The following is a 25,021-nucleotide window of genomic DNA, read 5'->3' on the forward strand; positions in this document are numbered from 1 at the left end:
TACTATTAAATGTCAACTATAATTATTAATTTACTGTCAATTGCGTTTTATCAACCTTCGCTTTCGAAGCAAAGATAGTGCAAACCGAATGCAAAACAAAATGAACTTGTTCATTTTTTATGCTGAGGTGCAGCCTATCTTCGTTTTCCAACAAAGATAACTAATTAATCCTGAACTCAAGATCCGGACGCTCTTTTAAATAAGTAATCAGTTCACGCCCCACGGAAAGCTTCACGGGACGGGAAATCAAATCGACCGTCATCTTGCTATCCTCATCTCTGACTTTGAAATAAAGCTCCGTACTGCCCGGACGTTCCTTGGTCAGTTCCGCCAGTTCAGTTATCAAAGCCTTGTTCAGCACACTCAGCGGAATGAGAATGGTGATCTTCTCAATCAGTTTCTCCTTGACGTCAGGCAACAGTTCCATGGAGGTTATCTTCAGCTCCAACTCATCCTGCCGCCATTGCTTGGGCTGGCAACGGGCTTTGATGAACAAGAAGGTACGTTCACCCAGATACCCCTGATAGGTCACCCAATCATTTCCGAAGAAAGGAAGCTCTGCCGAACCGGAATAGTCTTCAATCTTGGCTATGCCGTAAGGATTTCCATTTTTACTGATACCGCGACGCACGGCGGTCACGATGCCACCCATTGTTATTTCGCGTCCCACAAGTGCCGTCTTATCTTCCAGCTCTGCCATGTGAGTGTTGCAAACATGCTCCAGAACTACGGAATACTCATCCAACGGGTGTGCGGACAGATAGATACCTACCAAATCGCGCTCCCGGTTCAAACGGTCGAGGTCGCTCCAACGTTCCGCTACCGGTATTTCCGGAGTGGCGATATCCACCACATTCTCACCGCCGAACAAGGAGTTTGCAGCCGCAGCCTGGTCGGCCTGGTAACGGTTACCATACCGCACCAAGGTTTCGAGGAAGACCTCGTTCTTGGAATTTACGGCAAAATACTGCTCTCGCTTCAGCTCCGGGAAGCTGTCGAACCCGCCCGCCAAAGCAAGACATTCCAGATTCTTCTTGTTGCAGGCTGTCAGATTGACACGCTGCACAAAATCAAATATACCCTTGAAAGGACCATTCTTCTCGCGTTCCTCCATGATGCTCTGCACAGCACCCTCGCCTACCCCTTTCACCGCGCCAAGACCAAAACGGATATTGCCTTCCTTGTTCACGGTGAACTTCAGGTTACTTTCATTCACATCCGGCCCCAATGTATTGATGCCCATTGCCTTGCATTCATCCATCAGTTTGGTTATATCGGTAATATTCGCCAAACTTCGGCTCATGACCGCCGCCATGTATTCGGCCGGATAGTTGGCCTTGAGGAAAGCCGTCTGATAGGCCACCCACGAATAGCAAGTGGCATGTGACTTGTTGAAGGCATAGGACGCAAACTTTTCCCAGTCGGCCCAGATTTTCTCAAGCACTTTCGGGTCGTGGCCGTTCTTTTGTCCACCCGAAATGAATTTCGGCTTCATGTGGTCCAGCTTGTCACGCAGTTTCTTACCCATCGCCTTACGTAAGGCATCGGACTCACCACGGGTGAAGTCTGCCAGCAAACGCGACAGAAGCATGACCTGCTCCTGGTAGACCGTAATGCCGTAGGTATCCTTCAGATACTTCTCCATGATGGGGATGTCATACTCGATGGGCTTGCGTCCCCACTTACGGTCGATGAAGTCGGGGATATAATCCATAGGTCCCGGACGGTAGAGGGCGTTCATGGCAATCAAGTCCTCGAAAGTGCTCGGTTGCAACTCACGCAGATATTTCTGCATACCGGCCGATTCAAACTGGAACGTACCGATGGTGCGGCCGTCGCAATAGAGTTTATAGGTAGCAGGGTCGGAAATGGATATCTTGTCGATGTCGAGTTCCAAGCCGCGGTGCAGACGTACATTGGCAACGGCTTCCTTAATGATGGACAAGGTTTTCAGTCCGAGGAAGTCCATCTTGATAAGTCCCGTATCTTCGATGACGGAACCTTCGTATTGGGTAACGAGCATCTTCTCGCCTGTCTCCTTATCATCCGCCGTGCTGACGGGTACCCAATCCGTGATGTCGTCACGGCAAATAATAGTACCGCAGGCATGCACACCCGTACCGCGTACATTACCTTCCAGCATCTTGGCATATTTCATCGTATCGCGCACCAGGGGATCGGGCGAAGCCTCCGCAGCCTGCAATTCGGGCACGTAGGCAATGGCATTGGGCAGGTTGAGTTTCTTGTCGGGAATCTTATCCGGCACGAGCTTGCACAGACGGTCCGATTCGCTCAAAGGCAGTTTCTGCACGCGCGCCACGTCCTTGATGGCCATCTTGGTCGCCATCGTGCCATATGTAATGATGTGCGCCACCTTCTCTTGCCCGTACTTCTCCGTCACCCAGCGGAGCACTTCTCCACGCCCGTCATCATCGAAGTCCACATCGATATCAGGCAAAGAGATACGGTCGGGATTCAAGAAACGCTCGAACAGAAGGTCGTATTGAATCGGGTCTATTTTCGTGATGCCCAAGCAATAGGCCACCGCCGAGCCGGCAGCCGAACCACGTCCCGGTCCTACCGAAACGCCCAGCTGTGTGCGGGCGGCATTGATAAAGTCCTGCACAATCAAGAAGTATCCCGGGAAACCCATCGTCTTCATGATGTACAGCTCAAAGACCAGACGTTCCTTCACCTCGTCGGACAAGGGATCACCGTACAGTTTTTTAGCACCGTCGAATGCCAATTTTGCCAGATAGTCGGCTTCCAGCTTGATACGGTACAGCTTGTCGTAGCCCCCCAGACGCTTTATCTTGGCATTGGCGGCATCCTCATCCAGCACCACCTTGCCGTTTTCATCCTGGGTAAACTCATCAAATAAGTCCTTTTCGGTATATTTCTGCCGATAGCCCTCTTCCGTTCCGAAATCTTCCGGAATAGCAAACGTAGGCATAATAGGAGCGTGGTCGATGGAATAATATTCCACCTTGTCCAAAATCTCCAAGGTATTGGACAAGGCTTCGGGAACATCCTCAAACAAGGCGTTCATCTCAGCCTTTGTCTTCATCCATTCCTGCTTGGTATAAAGCATTCGGGTAGGGTCATCCAGGTCTTTACCCGTGCTCAGACAAATCAGGCGGTCGTGCGCTTCTGCATTCTCTTCATCCACAAAGTGGACGTCATTGGAGCAGATAACCTTAATGTCATATTTCCGGGCAAGCTCCAGCAACTTGGCATTCGCCTTCTGCTGAAGCGGATAGGCTTCGTGGTTGGCACGGGGAACAGTGGCTTTATGGCGCTGAAGCTCCAGATAGTAATCATCGCCAAACAGATTCTTATACCAGCGTACAGCTTCTTCTGCCTCTTCCAGCTGGTCATTGATAATCTTCTTAGGAACCTCGCCACCGATACAAGCCGAGCAGACAATCAGCCCCTCATGGTACTTTTCCAGTTCACTGCGGTCTGTACGCGGACGCATATAGTATCCCCTTGTCCAGGCATGCGATACAAGTTTTATCAGATTGTGATACCCCTTCTCATTCTTTGCCAGCACAATCAGGTGATAGCCACTCTGGTCCGGCTTCCCCTCCTTCTTATCCATGGTTCGGCGGGCCACATACATTTCACAGCCTACAATCGGCTTGAACAGCTTGCTTTCCGCTTCTGCCATCTTGGCACGACAATCGGCAATCTCCGCTTCCTTGTCTTCACACTCTATCTCACCGCTTTCAATACCGGCAATCCTTTTCTTGAGGTCCTTTATCTCCCCCTTTGGCCCGCTGTTCTTCTTGTTGACATAGTTGGTGAACTCCTTGATACCGAACATATTTCCATGGTCGGTCACGGCAATGCCTTTCATACCATCCTTCATGGCCTTGTCAACCAGCCTGCTGACACTTGCCTGACCATCCAGAAGAGAGTATTGGGTATGGACATGTAAATGAACAAAATCTTGCATATATATCCTTTCTATTGAGAGCCTAAAATTACAACCTCTATCACAGCTAACAAAAATATTTCCCAAAAAGTTATCAACATGCACATTTCTCTCTCCAAATCCTTGTTAGATTTTCAAAATAAGCCTATTTTTGCAGATAATTTCTATCTAAATTAGCAAATACGATATACATGGGTCGATTAAAAAGATTAAAAAAGATACGCATACACCGTGAAGGAACACATACATTGGCAGGCAGCCTGGTTCTGATTCTGGCTGTCAACACTGCCCTTTACTTCGGATTGGAATGCAAAGTTCCTTTTTACGTAGTAGCGGTCATCAGCCTCATAGTATATGGCATACTCGTGAACTTCTTCCGCTGCCCCATCCGTTTGTTCGGACAAGAAACGGAGAAAGTCGTGGTAGCTCCTGCCGACGGTAAAATCGTAGTGGTGGAAGAAGTGGAGGAAAACGAATACTTCCACGACCGCCGTATCATGGTATCTATATTCATGAGTCTGGTTAATGTACACGCCAACTGGTATCCGGTAGATGGTACGGTAAAGAAGGTATGGCACAAAAACGGGAAGTTCATGAAAGCCTGGCTGCCCAAAGCCAGCACCGACAACGAGCGTTCCACCGTAGTAATAGAAACTCCGGAAGGCGTGGAGATTATGGCACGACAGATAGCCGGAGCCATGGCGCGCCGCATCGTGACCTATGCCGAACCGGGCGAGGAATGCTATATTGACGAACATATGGGTTTCATCAAATTCGGCTCCCGCGTGGATGTCTTTCTACCGTTGGGCACCGAAGTATTCGTTAAACTAGGACAACTGACTACCGGCAATCAGACTGTGATAGCCAAACTTAAATAATAAAAGAACAACAATGGCAAACTGCATTACCCGCCATATTCCAAATACTCTGACCTGCCTGAACCTATTCTCCGGGTGTATTGCTTGTGTCATGGCATTCGAAGCCAGATATGAATGGGCACTCGCTTTCATTATCTTCAGTGCCGTATTCGATTTCTTCGATGGCATGATGGCACGTGCACTGGACGCACACTCCATTATCGGCAAGGATTTGGATTCTCTGGCAGATGATGTCAGTTTCGGAGTGGCCCCTTCCCTGATTGTATTTTCCTTGTTCAAGGAAATGGACTATTCGGGCGCAATGGAAAGCTTGGCCGGCGTTTTCCCCTATCTCGCATTTCTTTTGTCCGTATTCTCTGCACTGCGGCTTGCCAAGTTCAACAACGATACCCGCCAGACGAGCTCTTTCGTAGGACTTCCCGTCCCGGCAAACGCCTTGTTCTGGGCTTCATTGGTGACGGGCGCTCACGACTGGCTGGTGAGCAGCAATTTCCATCCGGTTTATCTGTTGCTGCTGGTCTGCCTTTTCTCATGGCTGCTTGTATCGGAGATTCCAATGTTCTCACTCAAATTCAAGAATCTGTCATGGAAAGACAATAAAACAAGCTTCATTTTCCTGCTTGTCTGCATTCCGTTCCTCATCTTCTTGGGAATCTGCAGCTTTTCTGCAATTATCGTGTGGTATATACTACTTTCGCTTATTACAAGGAAAAGTAAATAAACAAATCTTTGGCACGGTTGTTGTATTGAAGTTCGCAGAAAACGAACACATAAAAAGACATTAGCCCATGTTTCATATTTTAGGATTTTTATTCATCATCATAATTGCCATTCTGCTCATTGGCCTCAGCATTATCGGTACTGTCATCCGGAACATATTCGGATTGGGCGGACGCCGTACTTCCTCCAACTCCGGTCCCTACCAAAAAGGAAATGGTAATTACCAGCCGGGAGGGTATTCCTACAATGATAATAGACAATCGTCTGAGGAGGCACAAACTGAAGAAGGTGAAATACGTCCCCGCCACAAGAAACTGTTCTCCAAAGACGAGGGAGAGTATGTGGATTTTGAAGAAATCAAGGAGTAGGGATTAGGGATAAAGGATTAGAGATTATTTGCGCTTGGCGGCAAAGAACTCTTTCATCAGGGCGGCACATTCATCTGCCAGAATTCCTTTTACTACTTGTGTTTTGGGATGCAATGCCTGCGAGGCATAGCGCTGATACCCTCTTTTCTCATCTTCGGCGCCAAACACCAGACGCCCCATCTGTGCCCAGGCAATGGCACCGGCACACATCACGCAGGGTTCCACTGTGACATAGAGAGTACATTCATTCAGATATTTGCCGCCAAGAGTTGCAGCGGCAGCGGTAATGGCTTGCATCTCGGCATGGGCGGTGACATCCGTCAAAGTCTCCGTCAGATTATGGGCACGAGCTATGATACGGTCCTTGCACACCACAACTGCACCTACGGGAACTTCTCCCCGTTCACCGGCCTTATGAGCTTCCAAAAGCGCCTGCTTCATATAATAGCTATCGTCCAACGCCACCCCCTTTAATTTTTAATTTTCACCTCCTCATGTCGTGCTCACCGAACAAAGTAGGATAATCCTCTTCCATATTCTTATGGATAAACATGAGAATAGTCTCCCGCAGCCAACGCGACTTGTTCGTTATCTTGTATTTCTCCAGATAACGGTCCACAATCCGCTGCTCTTCCTCGCTCATCAGGCATACCATGCGCTGCTCGCGTTTCGGTTCTTCGGGCGTTGCTTTCGCACACGTTTTATCTCTCTTTCTCATATTTCCTGCAAAATTACTTTTACTTCTGTAAAAACAAAACGAACCTACGTAATTTTTATATCGGAAACACTTAAATAGCACTGAAATATTTTTTTGACCGGTAAACTTAAAGTATTTCTTAAAAACATTTTAATTTAGTAATTAAAAACGTATTTTTGGAGAGTTCTAAATTTAAAAGGTATGAAACATGTAAATTATCTTAGTTTCTTTCTACTCACATTGTTCAGTATAAGTTTTATCTCATGTAGTGACGATGACGATAATAAACTTAATACCGGCATAACCAATCAGAGTTGGACAGAGGGAAAATCCCTGGAGATCAGCCAGGATAATGAGTTGTCTGTAAGCTTCAATGCTGCAGCCAAATGGGTAGCTTCCGTCACCTCAGGAGCGGATTGGTGCAAACTGAATACGACCTCGGGTACAAAAGGACAAAGCACCTTGAAATTATCTGTAAGTACAAGTTCCACCACCGACCGGACAGCCAGAATTTCCATTAATATAGACGGCTATTCTCCTGCAAGTTTTGAAGTTACACAAAAGGGGACCAGTGTTCCCCAAACCACTGAAGATATGGAGATTAACGCAAAAGTTGATGAATATCTGAGGGAAATGTATCTCTGGAACGATGAATACAAGACATTAAAACCTGACTTCACAAAAAATTATGAAGCTTTCTTTTATGACGCCTTGGGTAGTCTGACTACAAATACATTGGATAAGAAAACATATGTCGGTAGCGACGGCAAGACATATTATAATCTTTTCTCTTATATCCAGCTATTGCCCAATATTAGTTCAACCCGTACCACCAAAATTGTAAACAAGGAACTGGCATATAGTTTCGGTATCACCGGTATAACCCCCATAAGCATTGGCACACAAGCAGAAAATACCATTTATTTCTGTCTCCAAGGCGTATATCCCGATTCACCGGCCTCCGAAGCTGGACTCAAACGAGGAGCAATGATAAGCCTGATAAATGGAAAGAAGATAAATAATAACAATATTAATAACTTCTATTACGACATATTGTTACCGGATGCAACTATCAACTATACTTTGACAGAAGATGTCGTAGAAGGAGGCACCATTACCGGGCAAAAGGAATACACCATAACTTCCAAAGCCACATACAACAACCCCGTCATCTTCAGTAATGTCAAGGAAGACATAGAAGGACATAGAATCGGTTACCTCGTTTATTCTGGGTTCGAGGCAAGCTTTGACCAAGAATTATTCAATGTTTTCAAAGATTTTAAGAACAAGAACGTCACAGATTTGATTCTGGACTTGCGGTACAATGGTGGTGGGCATACCATGTCAGCTAATCTGATAGCGACTTGTATTGCCGGTACTGCTTCTCAAGGTAAAGTATTCAGCAGTTTACGATACAATGATGAAAGAATGGCAAAACTCAATAACAAACGGGAAGATGAATTATTTGCATACTCCAGTTACCCCAACTTGGGTACTTCCTTATCAGCCGGAAGCCTCAATCTTCCCCGCGTCTACTGCCTTGTCGGAAATGGAACGGCCTCTGCCAGTGAACTCGTCATTAATTCCTTAGAAGGAATAGATTTGGACGTAATACTTATAGGTGAAAAGACCACTGGTAAGAACGTAGGTATGGAATATGAGGAGTACACTGTCCGAAATAACACATATCGTGTTGTTCCTATCACCTTCCAAAGCTATAACGCCAAAGGATTCGGGGAGTATGAAAAAGGATTTGAACCCGATATATTGATGGACGAAACCAATCCTTATAACGAACAAGGTGTATTCTATATTCATAAAGATTATGGAAACAATGAAGAACCTCTGTATGCCAAGGCCATTGAACTGATTACCGGTACAAATCCAGCCCCCCAAACGCGCAGTGCAGTGGTCAATACATTGGATGGTAAAACTTATAAGTTGCCCGCTATCTTCCGTCCTGGACACGACGGCATGCTGATGCCTGCCAGACACGCAGAATAATGAGTGCACACAATATTCTTGGAAAAGCCGGTGAAGACGCCGCTGCCAAATACTTGGAACAGAACGGTTACACCATACGTGACCGTAACTGGCGAAAGAATCACCTTGAGCTGGATATTGTAGCCGACAAAGATAAGGAACTGATTATTGTGGAAGTGAAAACCCGTAGCAATACGGACTACATTGAGCCGCAGGATGCCGTGAACTGGCAGAAAATACGACGTATTGTCGTAGCGGCCGATGCCTATATCAAGCACTTCTGCTTGGATGCACCCGTCCGCTTCGACATCATAACGGCTGTAGGCGAACCGGGTGCATTCAGGATAGAGCATCTCAAAGAAGCCTTCTATCCGCCGATGTTCTGAGAGTTGAAAATTGACAAGCAAGAGTTATTTCAATCGTAAATTGTAAACCGTAAAACCGTAAATACCATCATGAACATAGAAACCGCCCGCGAATATTGCCTCAGCAAAAAGGCCGTCACGGAATGCCTTCCGTTCGACGAATACTCGCTTGTGATGAAAGTCATGGATAAAATGTTTGCACTTATCGACCTGGAAAGCGCCAACAAGATTTGTCTGAAATGCGACCCCGAATATGCACTCGAACTGCGGGAGCACTATGCTGCCATCGAAGGTGCCTATCACTTCAACAAAAAGTACTGGAACCAGGTGTTCCTTGACGGTGACGTCGACGACAAACTGTTGAAGCAACTGATAGACCACTCTATGGAAGAAGTATTGAAGAAGTTCACCAAAAAAATGCGTACCGAATATGAAGCCCTCCCCTGACACATTCCCGTTCCCGCTGGTGGCATTGGACGAGACGGCATCGACCAACCAATACCTCAGCCAGCTTTGCAACCAGTTGCAAGAATCCGTTGCCGAACTAACAACCGTGACTGCCGAGTTCCAAACTGCCGGTAAAGGCCAGCGCGGCAATACCTGGGAAGCTGAAGAAGGCAAGAACCTGCTTTTCAGCTTTGTACTCTACCCTTCTTTTCTGGAAGCCCGCCGGCAGTTCATCCTTTCACAAATCGTTTCCCTCGCCATTAAGGAAGAGCTGAGCAGATGGTCTGATGAAATCACCATCAAATGGCCGAACGACATTTATTGGAAAGACAAGAAAATCTGCGGCATACTGATAGAGAACGACCTTTCCGGACATCATATCAGGCGCAGCATTGCCGGAATCGGTATCAACATCAACCAGGAAGTCTTCAACAGTGATGCTCCCAACCCCGTCTCACTGAAACAAATCACCGGAAAGGAGCACGACCGTTATGAAATCCTTGCCCATATCCTAAGACGTGTACAAATCTACTACAACAGCCTCCAAATGGAGGACTTCGCCGTCTACTCCGACGAGATATCCACACGGTATGCCCGCTCCCTTTTCCGTCGCCGGGGATTGCACCCTTATGAAGATGCCAACGGCAAGTTCCTTGCCCGGTTGCTGCGTGTAGAGCAAGACGGACGGTTCGTGCTGGAGGATGAAGGAGGAAGTGAACGGGAATATCTGTTCAAGGAAGTGCAATACATTCTGTAAGAAATGCACAACCCGTGCCATCGCATTGGCAAAGTTGTGCCACCATACTGGCACAGCCTTGCCATCGTACTGGCACGACTGTGCCAATACGATGGCACAAACATAAGTCCATAGTAGTGTACTACTGCCCTACTTCAAACTTTACTTCAGTTCCTTTCAGAAGGGGGGAAGCAAACTTTACTTTAACCGGTCCCTCTCCTCCGGTAGTCTGTATATAGGCCAGCAAACGCCCGTGGTATACGCGGTGACGGTTATCGGTATAATCACTCATGTCACTGTTGTCAGAGCCTTCGAGCCCAAGCAGGCGCGCCGCTCCTTCAACTGTACACGTAATTTCATTGTCGCCAAGTTTCACAACAGTACCTTCTTCGTCAACCACCTCTACGGTTATGTGCGCAGTGGCGCGGTCGCCGGACAAAATAGTGCGATCCGCCGTGGCACGGATGGCATAAGGACGTCCGGATGTCCGGATGGAATAGCTCGACAAGGCATTTCCTTCCTTATCGCAGCCCTCAGCACGAAGCTCACCAGCCCGGAAAGGAATATCCCAGTAGATGATGCCGGTCTTTTCATCATAAGGTTTCATCTCGCCTACCACCCTGCCGTTGAGCAACAAACGCGCCTGCGGAGCATTGGTATAACACACCACACGTATGTTCTGCCCCTCGTCATAGTTCCAGATGTCCCATGCATCAGGCGAAAGGAATACATGCTCGGGATGCTTGGGATGGACATATACCGGATATGTTCCTGCATACGTGACCGGATTCTCGCACCACAACGAAGCCCGGAAATGTCCGCGTGGCTTGGGGAAACTTCCGAAATCGAGCAAACCCGTGTACAAACCGCGGGACGGCCATCTGCCCGATTCACCCAGATAATCCGTACCGGTCCAGATAAACTGCCCGAAGATGAAATCCTTGTCGCGGACGGCATACCAGGCATCAAGCCCCGAACCCGTCTCGCTTCCATAGATAATGCGGTCCGGATAAGTGGCATGGTCTTGGTCGTAGCGGTTTTCCGTATAGTTATACCCCACCACATCCACAGCATCGGGATACTCCGTCTCGTTCGACATCACGACACCCGCCAAAGCTCCGGTCACGGGACGGGAAGTGTCCACGGCACGTACACAGGCAGCCAGACGCTTTGCTATGGTTCCGATGCGCATGGCATCGGGAGCATCCGGCTTATAGCCCCCGAACATAGGCTGGTTGATTTTAGCTCCATCAAGAACGGGATGCGAATAAGGGTCGTTCGGATAATCCACTTCATTGCCGATACTCCACAAGAAAATACAGGTATGATTGCGGTCACGACGTACCATATCGGTTACGTCCCGTTCTATCCACTCCTCGAAGAAGTCGAAAGTACCGTCATAACTCGGAGTACCCACATTCCAGCCTTGTACCCATTTGCGTTTCGGAAACTCCCATTCGTCAGAGACTTCATCCATTACAAGAAATCCCAGGCGGTCACACAGTTCATAAAGAACGGGGGCTTGTGGGTTATGGCTCATGCGGATGGCATTTACGCCAATCCCTTTCAAGTTATTCAGGCGGCGTTCCCATACCTCCGGCGGCACTACTGCACCCAGCACTCCTGCATCATGATGCAGGCATACACCTTTTACCTTCATCCAGTTGCCGTTGAGGGCAAAACCTTTGTTGGCATCAAATTCCAGCGTACGCAGTCCCACTTTGGTCTCACTGCCGTCAATGCGTTTGCCATTGGCAAGCAATTCGGTTTTCAATGTATACAGATACGGATTATCCAGATTCCAACGATGGGGTTTGGACACTTTCAAGTCAAGACTTTGCTTGGCAATGCCCTCTTTTCCATCGGCAACACGCACACGGCGTTGTGCCACCTGCTTTCCGGCAGTATCGTACAGTGAAGCCTTCAGTTCCAGTTTGTCGGAAGTTGCCTTGTGCTTCTCCACCTCTACATCGACCGCAACGACGGCTTGCTTGTCTGTCAGCGAAGCGGCATGCCAGCCCACACCCCATTGCGCAATATGTGTATCGGGAGCAGCCACCAGCCATACATCGCGATAGATGCCCGACCCCGTATACCAACGTGAATCGGCATAACGGCTATGGTCTACACGGACAGCCAGCACATTGTCGCCTTCCTTCAGGTAAGGGGTCATGTCGTAAAGAAACGATACATAGCCGTTGGGGCGCCTGCCAAGCAGATGCCCGTTCAGGTAAACCTCGCTCCGGTTATATACCCCTTCGAAATAGATATAATGACGTGTTGCGTTGTCTTCAACCCTGAAGTGTTTGCGATACCAGCCTATCCCACCCGGCAGGTACCCGGTGCAACTGGCCAGTGTGGGCGACAATTGCCCCTCTATGGACCAATCGTGTGGCAAAGAAAGCTTCCGCCATTCGCTGTCGTCATAGTCAGTCCGGACAATAGCCGAGTCGTCCGTCAGCCGGAACAGCCATCCGTCATTGAATTTTGCGGCATCGCCAAATGCCACCTGCGCCTTTATCGGAGCAACGGCCAGCATTGCCAGCAAGAAGACAAGAGCAGTCCTGTTATTCTTAAAATACATTTTCATATAGATTTTCTTTGAAGTTAAACTAATTCCTTACTTCAGGCTATACACCACGGTTGTCACACTCTTGGCTTCCAGAATCACCTGCTTGCCTGCCGCCACCGTTCCTTCCACCAGATTCTTGCTACCGGTAGTTGTATAAGTAGCTATTGACTTCGCTTCATTGCTCCATCCCACATGCGTTTCACCTAAGCGAACCGCCTTATCAGACATGTTTGTATAGACGGCCACTACCTTATCCCCCTCGGGAGAAAGCCAGGCGGAACCGAAAAAAGTACGCGATTCGTTCAAGTCGAGGGCAATACGGCGGTATCCCGGACGGATAAAGCGACTGTAATTGCCCAGTACCCAAAGAGTGGCAGTAGCCTGATAGCTTCCCTCCTGCTCTATATCACCATACTCGCCACCGGCAGGTACCAGCGAAATCAAGAGAAAACGGTTCTTATGCCCCCAACGGGAAACATCCATCGATGTCCAGTAACTCCAGGAAGACACTCCAGCCACAGTGAGGTCATTGTGGATGACCTTCGACATGTAGAAAGCGATATCCATCTCAGAAGCCTGCTCGTAGCCCACAAATTCGGAACTGCTGTAATTATCGCCCAGCATACTCCATTCACTCTGCCAAACATCCAGATTATACTGACCGGCAGCCTGGGCCACTTGCTTGCGCACGTTGCGCATACCGTCCCATGTGCCGTCAGTCCAATAGCTGTGTCCGCAAATGAGATTCTTCACGTGTGCCAAGTCACCCACGTAGGCGGAAGAGCCGGGTGTAAAGAAAGCTGAGAATATATTACTGCGGTTGGCATCGCCTTTCACTTTATACAGATACTCCCAATCACCGGATTCGCCCAAGAGAATGTCTGTGGAAAGCCCCCGGTCATCCAACGACATATCCAACTCGCGTGCCAGTGCAGCCACTTCGTCATTGGTCCAGCCACTGCCCTCCTGACCGCTGTCCCAGTTGTACTGCGGCTCGTTGACGGGCGAAATATGGCTTATGTGATAGCCTTCACCGGTATAACGGGCCGCTACATCGGCCATATATCCTGCAAAGTCACCATAATGTTCCGGTTTCAGATTGGAAAGTCCCCCTCTGGCGGAAAATCCTTTTCCATTATAGGTGTACTGCACGGGAGGTGTATTGCTGAAAAGAACGAAATTGTTACATCCCAGCTCCTTGGCACGGTCCATGAAGTAACGTTGTCCCTCGCAACGGGTCCAGTCGTACGTCAAGTCATCCGTAAGATAGGATTCCGCACGACGGGATTTATCCTCGATGCCGCTGGCTTCACCTTGCGCGGCACTGCCGCCACCAAGATTCACCCGCCATTGGGAAAGGCCGATTCCTTTCGGCTTGCCGCCCACAATCTCTGAAGAAAAAAGCAGTTCCGTAATCCCCGCACGGTGCGAAGTCCATGACTTGCCCACAAAGGCAGGCGACCAACAGTCCGAAGCGCCGAAGCCGGCTATTGTCTGGAAAGTCTGTCCGGCATCGATGCTCACCAGTTTCTCTACGCTGTTCGTAATGTCCGGCCCCTCAGGAGTGTCTGGAGTATCCGGCGTAACGGGAGAATCGTCGCTGCAAGCCATTGCGGCAAGCAGTGCCGGAAGAATAAAAATGTGTCTCAAATTCATGATATTGTTTCGGATTAAAAAAACTGCCGCGGATAATCCATTGCAAACTATCCGCGACAGAATATAAAGACCTATTGAATAATCAGTTCCTGCAACAATCTGTTTTCATCAGAATGTGTTTAATTCCAACCCGGGTTCTGGGTAATGGAACCGTTGGACATCGTGATTTCGTACAAAGGAATGGGGAACACCATGTCGCGGTTTTCATTGAAAGTGATGCCTTTGTCACTTGCTTCACCTTGATTTTCCCACTCAAGAGCGTCACGGGTAGCCTCTTCAGTGTTCCACTTCACAAAGGAACCGTTCGGTCCCAGGATATTGCTAATCATCTTTTTACCATTTGTATCAGTCCAGCGGCGGATATCATACAGACGGTTCTGCTCGAAAGCCAATTCCAAACGGCGCTCCAGGCGAATGGCACTTTGCAATGCCTTTCCACTTGCCGTAACGTCATCCAACTTGGCACGTCTGCGCACCTGATTGAGAGCATCGCGGGCAGAAGCGTCATCACCCAGTTCATTGCAAGCCTCAGCATACATTAAAAGGACATCGGCATAACGCAGAATGCGGTGATTCAAAGGACTCTTGTCCGTGGCGTAAGCCGTTGCATCGCCTTGTGCACGATATTTCATCGGCAGGAAATACTTGCGGATGATACGCGCAGACTTATGGTCAGCGGGATTGATAATATAGCAATTGGGGTCCCAACCATATTTATCAAGATATTCCTGATACTTATTCAACGCTTTGCTTGCGTCAATGAAATCTTCAAATTGGTCTTCGCCGGCAATTTCTGTACAGCCCGACTTGATTATTGTCCATTTCAAACGTTCCGTATCACCGGCCTCAATATAAGCTTGCTCCAAATTTGCCGTAGGCTGACACCAGCTCCAACCATCACCAGGACCATTACGGGCACCGGTTACCGTAGCAAGCGCCCCTCCTAAGCCCAAAGTGGGATGATATTCATACTGGATTTCCAGAAGGCTCTCCGCACTGTTGTCATAGTCGACATTCCATACCTGCCCGAAATCGGGAAGCAATTGGTATTCGCCTTCATCTATCACAGTCTTCAACACATCATGGGCAGCCTGCCATTTCTCCTGATAGAGGTACACTTTACCCAATAATCCTAAAGCGGCGCCACGGGTAGCATGCCCTACTTGCGCAGTACTGCGTTGCGGCAGTATTTCGACAGCTGCCATCAGGTCATCCTCTATGAATTTGTACACGGCTTCTGCCGTAGCACGTTCTGTTCCCTCCACTTCTTCCGGCATTTGGAAACTGGTCATCAAGGGCACCCCACCAAAATTTCTCACCAGTTCGAAGTAATAGTAGCCACGCAGGAAACGGGCTTCTGCCACCAGACGGTCTCTGGTTTCTGTCTCTTGGGTTTCGAGAGCCGCAATGCGATCTATGGCTATGTTACAACGTAAAATACCTTTGTAACGGTACTGCCAAAAATTGGAGATAGGACCATTGCTAGCACCGTTTCCCTGATAATGTGCCAATGAGATATAATCACTCTGAGACTGCGAAGTATTCCCCATCCAGGCATCATCCCCACACATTTCGGAAAGTAACCACACGGTGTTGATTTGCCACCATCCTCCATACGTCATAGCCTGATAACAGCTCGTGACTGAGGATTCACACTCTTCTATGGACTTATAATAAGTGTCCACGTTCAATTGCCCGCGTACGTCTTCGGTCAGGAAGTCCTCGCAAGAGGTAAACACCAGCGAAGCAATCAGAACTACTATTGTAAATATTCGTTTCATGGATAATCAAGAATTAAAATTTGAAGTCAATGCCAAACAAGAATGTTCTCGGATTAGGATAAGCCACGTTGTCAATACCGGTATTGATGGCACTGCCAGAGCTGTCGGTAGTACCGTCAACCATCGGGCGTTCGGGGTCCATTCCCGAATAACCGGTAATGGTAAACGGATTCTGTGCAGAGAAGGAAAGACGCAAGTCAGCACCTCCAACCCATTTCTTAGGAAGCGTATAGCCTATCTGCAACAGCTTGCAACGCAAGTAGGAACCATCTTCCACATAGAAACTGGAAACGCGGCTATAGTTCAGGTTCAAGTCATTGCTCGACAAACGGGGAATATCATTGCCGGTACCCTCTCCATGCCATGCTTTCTCCAGTGTACCTGCCCAAACATTCTGTCCGCCTGAACCGGAGTACCTTCCTTTGGTAACATTGTAAATATCATTACCGAACGTACCATAGAAATTGGCTGCAAAATCAATGTTCTTATAACGCATACCAATATTCAGACCCATCATTAAATCAGGATAAGGATTGCCGATATAATCTTTGTCATTGGCATCGAGCACTCCGTTATGGTCCCGGTCCTTGAAGCGGATGTCTCCCGGTTTTGCATTGGGCTGAATCAGCGTTCCGTGTTCGTCAGTGTGCGCATACACCTCTTCCCAATTCTGGAACAAGCCATCGGCCACGTAACCGTAGAAACGGGAGATAAAACCACCATCTTCGTTACGGATAATCTGGTCGCTATTGAATCCACCGACATTGATAGGACCGTCGCCCGAGAACTTGATGGCCTTGTTGCGCACGGCAGAAAGGTTCAGACCAAGATCGTAAGAGAAATCCTTGCCGATTTCATCGCGCCAGGTAAGTCCCACTTCCCAACCGCGGGCCTGCATACTACCGATGTTCATCCAAATCTGGCTGTTCCAGTTATCATATCCCAAAGAGAGGATGTTCTGTTTCTGGTAGAGCATGTCAATGGACTTTTTCTGGAAATATTCGAATGTTACACCCAAACGTGAATCAAGGAATGACATATCCACGCCTACGTTCCAATCTTCCACAGTCTCCCACTTCAACTGGTTGTTACCTACTGTAGACACGAAGTAACCATTTGCCAACGTATTGCCATAATAGTATTGGGTTTCGCTCAACAAAGTAAGGGTAGCATTATTGTTGATATTCTGATTACCTACACGGCCCCAGCCTCCACGAAGCTTCAGGTCACTGAAGATGTCCTGGTCCTGCATAAATGCCTCACTGATGACACGCCAGGAAGCGGAAACAGACGGGAAGAGGGCATACTTGCTGCCCTTCGGGAAACGGGAGGAACCGTCGGCACGGAGAGATGCCGAAATGTAGTAACGGTTATCGTAGTTGTACATGACACGGCCCAGGAAAGAAACCAGTGTATTGTAAGTGGTTTCACCGTTGGCCTCGTCCGTACCCTGCTGTCCGGCATTCACTTCCTGCATCTGGTCCAGATTATTGGGAACATTATCACGCCGTGCCTGAGTATTGTACCATGCAAAACGTTCGGCAGTAAAGCCAGCCATTACATTCAAGTTGTGCTTTTCAGCGAAAGTGTCCATGTAAGTGGCTGTATTCGTCCAGTTCCAGTCAAACCACTCCTGATTGCGGCGGGTGATTTCGTTCAAGTCTTGTTTCTCCAACGGATCCATATTGAACTTCGGAACGAATGAATCAGAACGGCGATAGTGTGCATTGGCACCGAACTGGGTGCGCAACGTCAGCTTTTCTATCGGGTTTACCTGCAGATAGGTATTCAGAATGGCACCCAACTCGCGAGAATGAGCATTGCTACGGGCAATTGAACCGGCGGGATTCCACTCCTGGTTGTTGTAAGAGCGTTGATAGTTGTTGTACTCATTATCCTCCCATTGGTCCTGCGGACGGAATACCGGAGTTGTCGGGTCCATAGCCATGGCTGCCGAGAACTGGTTTGGGGTATCATCCCATGATTCGACACGTGGAGCAATATCAACTCCCAATTTTACATACTTATTAAATGTATATTCAGTATTCAGACGGATATTTATCTTATCCCAATAACCTACATCAAACTGTGAGTTGTTACGATAATAGCCCACGCTAAAGTTATAAACAAACTGTTCTGAGCCACCGGCAACACTAAGTGAATGGTTCTGCACCAAAGCTGTTTTATTGACTACAGTATCCCACCAGTCTGTACCACCGGGATTGGTCGTAGCACCCGTATCGTTCCAGATAGAAGAAAGGCCATCATTCGTATAACGGGTATTGAACACTTCTTTATATTCAGCCGCACCGGCAATATTAGGTTTGGCCACGGTCTGGAAACCAACAGAAGAATTCCAATTGATGCGGGCTTTACCAGTCTTACCTTTCTTTGTAGTAATCAGGATGACACCGTTTGATGCACGTGTACCATAGATAGCGGCAGCCGAAGCATCTTTCAATACTTCCATGGAAGCAATATCGTTACTATTCAGAAAGTTGATATTGTCACCTACCGGCATACCATCCACTACATACAACGGATTCGTACCGTTTACGGTAGTTACACCACGAATCAGCACCTTCGGAGTAGCTCCAGGGCCACCACCACTGGTGACTTGTACACCATTTACCTTACCCTGCAAAGCATCCATAGCATTACCGGTCACGGTTTCAGTGATTTCATCGCCTTTTACTGTAGCAATAGAACTGGTCAAATCGCTCTTTTTCACAGCACCATAACCGATAACCACCACTTCATCCAGTAATTCCGCAGCCTCCTTCAGTACCACGTTAATCGTAGTACGTCCACCTACAGCTATTTCCTGAGACTCAAAACCAATAGAAGAGAATACCAACACTGCATTCTTGTCTACATTGGGTAATGTATAATCACCGTCGATACCGGTAATTGTACCCGTACCGGTACCTTTCACTTGAACTGTAGTTCCAATCAACGGCTGCTGGTCGGTGGCCGAAGTCACCACACCCTTAACCGTTATCTGCTGCGCATAACCGCAAAGGCTTATCAGCGCAAGACATAATAATAGAATTTGCTTTTTCATATCTTAAATCTAATGTTACTTTTTAATTAGCAGGCACAATCTTGCCGCGACCCAAATGCGCGTCAAACTCAAAGCGGTAGTTGCCGGTCACCGTAACCGTAGGCTTCATCCAGTTGTCACCTACCATCGAGCCGTCTTCCCAACGCTGATTGGTGCCTTCCCAATTAGGATTCACATCCCCTTTCTTACTGAAGTAACCAAACTTCTCTACATTCTGAGAGTCGTCACACCGCCATTCCACATGATCCCACCATCCGTCGGGATGATAATTGGATATGATGAAGTTCATTTCTTCACCGGCTTCCAGCGTCCAAGTTCCATTTTCCGGATAATAGAAAAGATGAGGATTATTTTTATCCTGGGCAAACAACTGATTTCCCGCATCCTGAGGAGAACCTCCCCAACCGATATAGAAATCAATGAACGATTCCCCATTCTCCCAACGGTCAAAACAAGGCTTTCCATATTCATATTTCATCGGATTTGTAGCCTCTGTCACCGAGTACGTGCGCATACTATAAGTAGACTCTTTCACATTGATGTCTATTTCATAATAAACACCAGCCTCATCCAAGACAATAGGTTTAGCCGTTTCCGGGTCATCCGTCAGTTTTGTATTATCCTCCGGATCAAGGCCAAAACAGATAGGAGTAAAGTCTGTCTTTTGCGGTAAGAAGAAAATTTCCGTACCGGCAGCTTTATTATAATAACGTGCACGATATTGGTACTCGCCCGTATGGTTAATCACCATCGGTACACCGAAAATATCACTGTTCAATTCCTCTACGGTTGCCACATCGGCCAGATACATTTTGGGGAAGTCAGGCATTTCAGATACACTGATGGTACTATTGGTCACTGTCTGATTGCCTCTGGCATCCACAGCCGTCAAAGTCACATCGTAACTTTTCACCTCATTAGGCAGAATAATCTTCTCCGTAAAGCTCAAAGTAGATTGCCCGCCAGCCTCTATACGGCGGCTTTCAAAACCTTCTACCCCAGGAATCTCAATGAGTACATAATCCAGTATGCGGTCATCTTTCACCGTGAAATTCAGGTTGAACTTTGTTTCATCCTTTATCAGTACGGTAACCTCCTTACTAGGGGCAATTGTAAATGTAGGATTCTCAAAGTCCCCATCCATCGTTATCAACACATCCTGCGACACTTCACGCCCGCCCGCATCTGTTACGGTCACTTTCACGGTGAAGCGTTCACCGATTTCATCACGCTTGAGGTCATAAGAATAGCTCAACTCATACTCCGTTTGGGGAGCTCCATAGATTTCGACCAAATCAATGGTCTTGTTCAGATAAAGATCGGCACATTGCAGATTGACGGATACAATTCCATCCTGGTCAGCCAACGAACCTTCAATGGTAAAACGATGGCCGGCACCGGATTCAATATGATCCGTCACCAATGTCATTGTCGGAATCTGCCCGTCTACATCAGAGTATCCGTCATCGTCACTACATCCAGTAGTCCATAAAGCCAGCGATAATAACGCCCAGAAAGTGGCGTTAAAGAAATGCTTCTTCATAAATATTATTATTAAAGTTAAACAAAAAAGTACATTTTGTTCCGATTTATAATAATCGGCAATGCAAACATATGCCAATTTTCGATTCAACAGCTGTATAAATCTTGCAGAGAAGGCATATAAATCTGTCAATGCACGATTTGTGCACATCATCTAAAGATTTTATTTGTACTTTTGACTCATGCAATGAAAAACGACCCGTTATGAAGAAGATTCTACTTTCCATTTTCCTATGCCTGCCATTCCTGCTATCCGCGCAGCCATATACCATAAAACATCTGAGTATCCGTGAAGGGCTGTCCAACAACCATGTGGTAAGCATAGCCCAAGACAAACGGGGCTCTCTATGGTTTGCCACAGAAGAGGGTTTAAATAAATTCGACGGAATACGCTTCCTTACCTATTATAAAGAAGAAACAACCGGCAAGCAAAGCATCACCGGCAACGAACTGAACTGTCTGCTGGACGATCCCGTCGACTCCATCTTATGGATAGGAACCCAGCGTGCCGGAATCAATGCATACAATTATGCCAACGATTCATTCATCACTTACAGACACAACGAAAACAACCCTAAAAGCCTGGTTACGGACGACATTACCAAAATCATTGCCGCCTCCGACGGTAACCTATGGATTTGCACCTATTGGAAAGGCGTGGACTATTTTGACAAGCAAACCGGGCAATTCACCCATTACAATACCGAAACCGTACCGGGTTTTGCAAGCAACCATATCTGGTCTGCCATAGACGGTGGTAACGGACTACTCTATATCGGGCATGTGGACCGGGGATTCAGTATACTTTCCATAAAAGACAAGACAGTCAAGAACTTCACACACGAGCCGCAAAACCCCAACAGCCTGCCCGGCAACGAAGTGACATGTGTCTACAAAGACAAAAGCGGAAACATATGGATAGGAACCGATAGAGGAGTAGTACTGTTTAACCCGGAAGCGGAAAGTTTCATCCCCTTCGACGACAAAACCAACTGCATATCGCACCGTGTATATGATATACACCAACTGGATGACAACAGACTTTGGATAGCCATGGAATTCGGCGGCATTGCCGTAGTGGATTTGTCCCAACAGCTTTTCCGTTCGTCGGACCAGATTCATGCGCTTTCTATCCGGGAGGGAGACGATGAATACGGCTTGTCCAACTCCAGTATCCGTTGCCTGCTCCAAGATTCCTTCGGTAATGTATGGGCAGGTTCCTGGGGAGGCGGCATCAACTTCATAAAACGCGAGCCGTCACTCTTCAGCACTTATAAATATTCTCCTTTTCCATCCACCAACAACAGCCTGAACAGTAAAATAGCCTCCGGTGTCTGTATGGACAAAGCCGGTAACCTCTGGATAGGAACCGATGGAGGAGGAATCAACGTATTCAACAAGGGAAGACGAATAGCCATATACAATGCTGACAACAAGAAATTCAGAAGCAATACGGTGCAGGCAGCCTTGTGCGACTCAAAGGGAGGATTATGGTTCGGGCTTTTTTATGGAGGAATAGCCTACTACAACCCCAAGAGCCAAAGCTTCCGGCAGATTTTCTCCGAAGACAAGTCACGCACTGACGTACGTTCCTTTCATGAAGACAAGCAGGGAAACATTTGGGTCGGAACCAGCGAAGGCGTCTATCTTATAGATTGTGACAGCAAGACAATCAAGGCACACTACAATCTGGAGAACAATCTGGCCCGCTGTGTGCTGAAGGATTCCGAAGACCAAGTATGGGTAGGATTCTTCGGAGGAGGCCTGGGCCTCTATGACCCTCAACTCCAAAGCATCCAGCTCTTCAACGTCCTGGCCAAATTCCCCTCCAATACCATCAATGCTCTCTACGAAGACAGCAGAAAGCGGTTGTGGGTGGCCACGGGTGAAGGTTTGGTATGCTTCCCCTCCCTGACAGACAGAAACTACAAAGTATACCAACGTGAAAGCGGACTGGCTAACACCCACATACAAGCCATCGGTGAGGACAAGGCAGGAAATATTTGGGTGAGCACCAACAAAGGTATCAGCTGTCTTGTGGACAGTAAAGACATTTTCTATAACTACGACTATCACGACAACCTCCCCATGGGAAGCTTCAGTCGGGGCAGTGTAGCCTACGGACAAGACGGTAACTTTTACTTCGGCTCTATAAACGGTCTGTGCTACTTCAACCCGGAAGTTGTATTGCAGGAACGCAAATCACCACCCGCATTCATCACCAACATTGAAATTACCGACCCGCTGAACAAACCGGAAAACGGACAGAGCACCATTGCCTTAAACGGACAGAAGAACGTGCAACTGAAATATACACAGAATAGTTTCAGTATCCGGTTCAACATCCAGAACTATGCCCTGGTCAACCAAGTGGAATATGCCTATATGCTGAAAGGACTCGAGAACTCCTGGTATACGCTTACAGACCCCAATAATGTCACCTTTCGTAATCTTCCTCCCGGGAAATACCAGTTCCAAGTGAAAACGCGCATGCGCAACCAAGCATGGTCGGACGCAACCACCTCATTGAACATCCGCATCGCCCCACCCCTTTGGCTTACTTGGTGGGCAAAGTCATTCTATATCCTGCTGTCCCTTATCATCCTTTTCTCTATACTCTATGCCTACAAGAAAAGACTGGATGCTGAAGCACTGTACCAACTGGAGAAGCAGAGCCACGAACACGAGCAGGAACTGAACAACGAACGCCTGCGCTTCTACACCAACATCACCCATGAACTGCGCACCCCGCTTACGCTGATACTGGGTCCGCTGGAAGACATACAGAAAAGTGATACACTATCCACCAAAGACGCACAGAAGATATCCGTCATTCACCAAAGTGCCATCCGGCTACTGAACCTCATCAACCAGATATTGGAGTTCAGAAAGACCGAGACCCAGAACAAGAAACTCTGCGTGAGCCGGGACAACCTCGTACCCCTTATCCGCGAGATAGGCCTGAAGTACAAGGAACTGAACCGGAAGCCAGCCGTCGATATCCGGCTGGTGGTGGAGAAAGAGCATATACCTATATACTTCGACAAGGAAATTATCCAGACCATCCTGGACAATCTGATATCCAATGCCCTAAAGTACACGGAAAAGGGTAGCATCAGCATCGGTATCCGACAGGTGGAACGTGCCGAAGTGAACTATACGGAAATCCGGGTCAGCGACACGGGATACGGTATCAAGCCGGAGGCACTACCCCACATATTCGACCGTTATTACCAGGAAGGCGGCAAACACCAGGCTTCGGGTACCGGTATCGGACTTTCTCTGGTGAAAAACCTCGTAGCCCTACACGAAGGGGAAATCCGCGTAGAGAGTGCTCCCAATCAAGGTAGTACCTTCTACGTCAGCCTGCTTACCGACAACAGTTACCCGCAGGCACTGCATGCCGATTCGCAGGAAAAGGAAAGCAACGTCCAGCATATAGAAGAGGCACAAGTAAATCAAGTTTCATCCAGCGACAAACCCATATTGCTGGTAGTGGAAGACAATCCGGACATCTGCGACTATATAGCCGAATCCTTCTCCGACCACTTTGAAGTAAAGACTGCCGCCAACGGAAAGCTGGGCAAGGAAAGCGCCCTGAAAGAAATACCTGACATCATCGTCAGTGACATTATGATGCCGGTAATGGACGGAAACGAGATGTGCCGTGAGCTGAAAAAAGACGTGCGCACCAGCCACATACCCATTATACTGCTGACAGCCAAAGACTCGCTGCGCGACAAAGAGGAAGGCTACCAGGTAGGTGCCGACTCCTACCTCACCAAACCGTTCAGCGCCAGCCTGCTGCATAGCCGTATAGAAAACCTGCTCCAGTCGCGGCGCAACCTGGCAAACCATTTCAGCGCCAATGCCGCCATAAGCAATAAAGCGGCTGTCATTACAGAATCGCTCAACAAGCTGGACAACGAGTTTATCCACAAGATAAACCAGCTGATAGAGGAACGGCTTTCTTCAGACAAAATAGACATCAGCTATCTTTCGGATAAAATGTGCATGAGCAATTCCACCCTCTACCGCAAGATGAAAGCGCTTACCGGACTTTCCACCAACGAATATGTCCGCAAGATAAGGATGAAACACGCCGAGCAATACCTGCTGGAAGGCAAATACAACATTTCGGAAATAGCATTCAAGGTAGGTATAAACAATCTGTTCTACTTCCGGCAATGCTTCAAGGAAGAATTCGGCTGCATACCTTCGGAATATCTGAAGAGATTAAAAGAGACCGGAGAGAAATAAGAGACAAACAGCCCC

16 protein-coding genes are annotated in these 25,021 nt (G+C 47.8%); 8 read left to right on the top strand and 8 right to left on the bottom strand.

The window, feature by feature from the left end:
• Positions 1-160: 160 nt before the first annotated feature.
• On the bottom strand, positions 161-3,958 hold the full coding sequence (gene dnaE / locus DWZ67_RS19080; RefSeq protein ID WP_057089757.1) for a DNA polymerase III subunit alpha: 3,798 nt from the start codon (positions 3,956-3,958) through the stop codon (positions 161-163).
• A 170-nt stretch (positions 3,959-4,128) separates the two neighbouring features.
• Here dnaE and DWZ67_RS19085 point away from each other — a divergent pair, with 170 nt between their 5' ends.
• The 3 genes from DWZ67_RS19085 (at position 4,129) to DWZ67_RS19095 (ending at position 5,903) form a co-directional block, all read left to right on the top strand.
• A complete protein-coding gene (locus tag DWZ67_RS19085; RefSeq protein WP_005824199.1) occupies positions 4,129-4,815 on the top strand; it encodes a phosphatidylserine decarboxylase family protein in 687 nt (228 codons plus the stop codon).
• Between the two features lie 13 nt (positions 4,816-4,828).
• The gene (gene pssA / locus DWZ67_RS19090) at positions 4,829-5,536 is read left to right on the top strand and encodes a CDP-diacylglycerol--serine O-phosphatidyltransferase (RefSeq protein WP_005835110.1); all 708 of its coding nucleotides are present in this window, start codon (positions 4,829-4,831) and stop codon (positions 5,534-5,536) included.
• Between the two features lie 67 nt (positions 5,537-5,603).
• Entirely contained in the window at positions 5,604-5,903 is a 300-nt protein-coding gene (locus tag DWZ67_RS19095) for a DUF4834 family protein (protein ID WP_005824202.1), read from the top strand.
• Between the two features lie 24 nt (positions 5,904-5,927).
• Here the strand turns inward: DWZ67_RS19095 and DWZ67_RS19100 are convergent, their stop codons facing one another.
• Positions 5,928-6,362: a nucleoside deaminase gene (locus DWZ67_RS19100; protein ID WP_009037193.1), complete on the bottom strand. Its 435-nt coding sequence runs from the start codon at positions 6,360-6,362 to the stop codon at positions 5,928-5,930.
• Between the two features lie 25 nt (positions 6,363-6,387).
• On the bottom strand, positions 6,388-6,621 hold the full coding sequence (locus DWZ67_RS19105) for a hypothetical protein (protein WP_005824205.1): 234 nt from the start codon (positions 6,619-6,621) through the stop codon (positions 6,388-6,390).
• 180 nt (positions 6,622-6,801) lie between these two features.
• Here DWZ67_RS19105 and DWZ67_RS19110 point away from each other — a divergent pair, with 180 nt between their 5' ends.
• From DWZ67_RS19110 to DWZ67_RS19125, 4 genes are all read left to right on the top strand, one after another.
• Positions 6,802-8,604, top strand: coding sequence for a S41 family peptidase (locus DWZ67_RS19110; protein WP_117958603.1), 1,803 nt, complete (start codon positions 6,802-6,804; stop codon positions 8,602-8,604).
• A complete protein-coding gene (locus DWZ67_RS19115; protein WP_005824208.1) occupies positions 8,604-8,969 on the top strand; it encodes a YraN family protein in 366 nt (121 codons plus the stop codon). The genes DWZ67_RS19110 and DWZ67_RS19115 overlap by 1 nt, the downstream gene beginning before the upstream one ends.
• 69 nt (positions 8,970-9,038) lie before the next feature.
• Positions 9,039-9,395: an MmcQ/YjbR family DNA-binding protein gene (locus DWZ67_RS19120; protein WP_120139507.1), complete on the top strand. Its 357-nt coding sequence runs from the start codon at positions 9,039-9,041 to the stop codon at positions 9,393-9,395.
• Positions 9,379-10,152 carry a biotin--[acetyl-CoA-carboxylase] ligase gene (locus tag DWZ67_RS19125; protein WP_120139508.1) on the top strand — a complete coding sequence of 258 codons (774 nt, stop codon included), beginning with the start codon at positions 9,379-9,381 and terminating at the stop codon, positions 10,150-10,152. The genes DWZ67_RS19120 and DWZ67_RS19125 overlap by 17 nt, the downstream gene beginning before the upstream one ends.
• Before the next feature lie 121 nt (positions 10,153-10,273).
• Here DWZ67_RS19125 and DWZ67_RS19130 read toward each other — a convergent pair whose 3' ends face one another.
• From DWZ67_RS19130 to DWZ67_RS19150, 5 genes are all read right to left on the bottom strand, one after another.
• The gene (locus DWZ67_RS19130; RefSeq protein WP_016274167.1) at positions 10,274-12,715 is read right to left on the bottom strand and encodes a sugar-binding domain-containing protein; all 2,442 of its coding nucleotides are present in this window, start codon (positions 12,713-12,715) and stop codon (positions 10,274-10,276) included.
• Between the two features lie 36 nt (positions 12,716-12,751).
• Positions 12,752-14,359, bottom strand: coding sequence for a glycoside hydrolase (locus tag DWZ67_RS19135; RefSeq protein ID WP_005824217.1), 1,608 nt, complete (start codon positions 14,357-14,359; stop codon positions 12,752-12,754).
• A 119-nt stretch (positions 14,360-14,478) separates the two neighbouring features.
• Positions 14,479-16,140 (bottom strand): RagB/SusD family nutrient uptake outer membrane protein, encoded by a 1,662-nt coding sequence (locus DWZ67_RS19140; protein WP_061412951.1) that lies wholly within the window; start codon positions 16,138-16,140, stop codon positions 14,479-14,481.
• A gap of 13 nt (positions 16,141-16,153) precedes the next feature.
• A complete protein-coding gene (locus DWZ67_RS19145) occupies positions 16,154-19,204 on the bottom strand; it encodes a SusC/RagA family TonB-linked outer membrane protein (RefSeq protein WP_005838296.1) in 3,051 nt (1,016 codons plus the stop codon).
• Between the two features lie 22 nt (positions 19,205-19,226).
• Positions 19,227-20,747, bottom strand: coding sequence for a hypothetical protein (locus DWZ67_RS19150; RefSeq protein WP_009037199.1), 1,521 nt, complete (start codon positions 20,745-20,747; stop codon positions 19,227-19,229).
• Between the two features lie 203 nt (positions 20,748-20,950).
• On the opposite strand from DWZ67_RS19150, the gene DWZ67_RS19155 reads away from it, so the two are divergent.
• Positions 20,951-25,006: a hybrid sensor histidine kinase/response regulator transcription factor gene (locus DWZ67_RS19155; RefSeq protein ID WP_120139509.1), complete on the top strand. Its 4,056-nt coding sequence runs from the start codon at positions 20,951-20,953 to the stop codon at positions 25,004-25,006.
• Positions 25,007-25,021 lie beyond the last annotated feature (15 nt).

This window comes from Bacteroides sp. AF34-31BH, from assembly GCF_003602795.1.
Classification (GTDB): Bacteria; Bacteroidota; Bacteroidia; order Bacteroidales; family Bacteroidaceae; genus Bacteroides; species Bacteroides uniformis.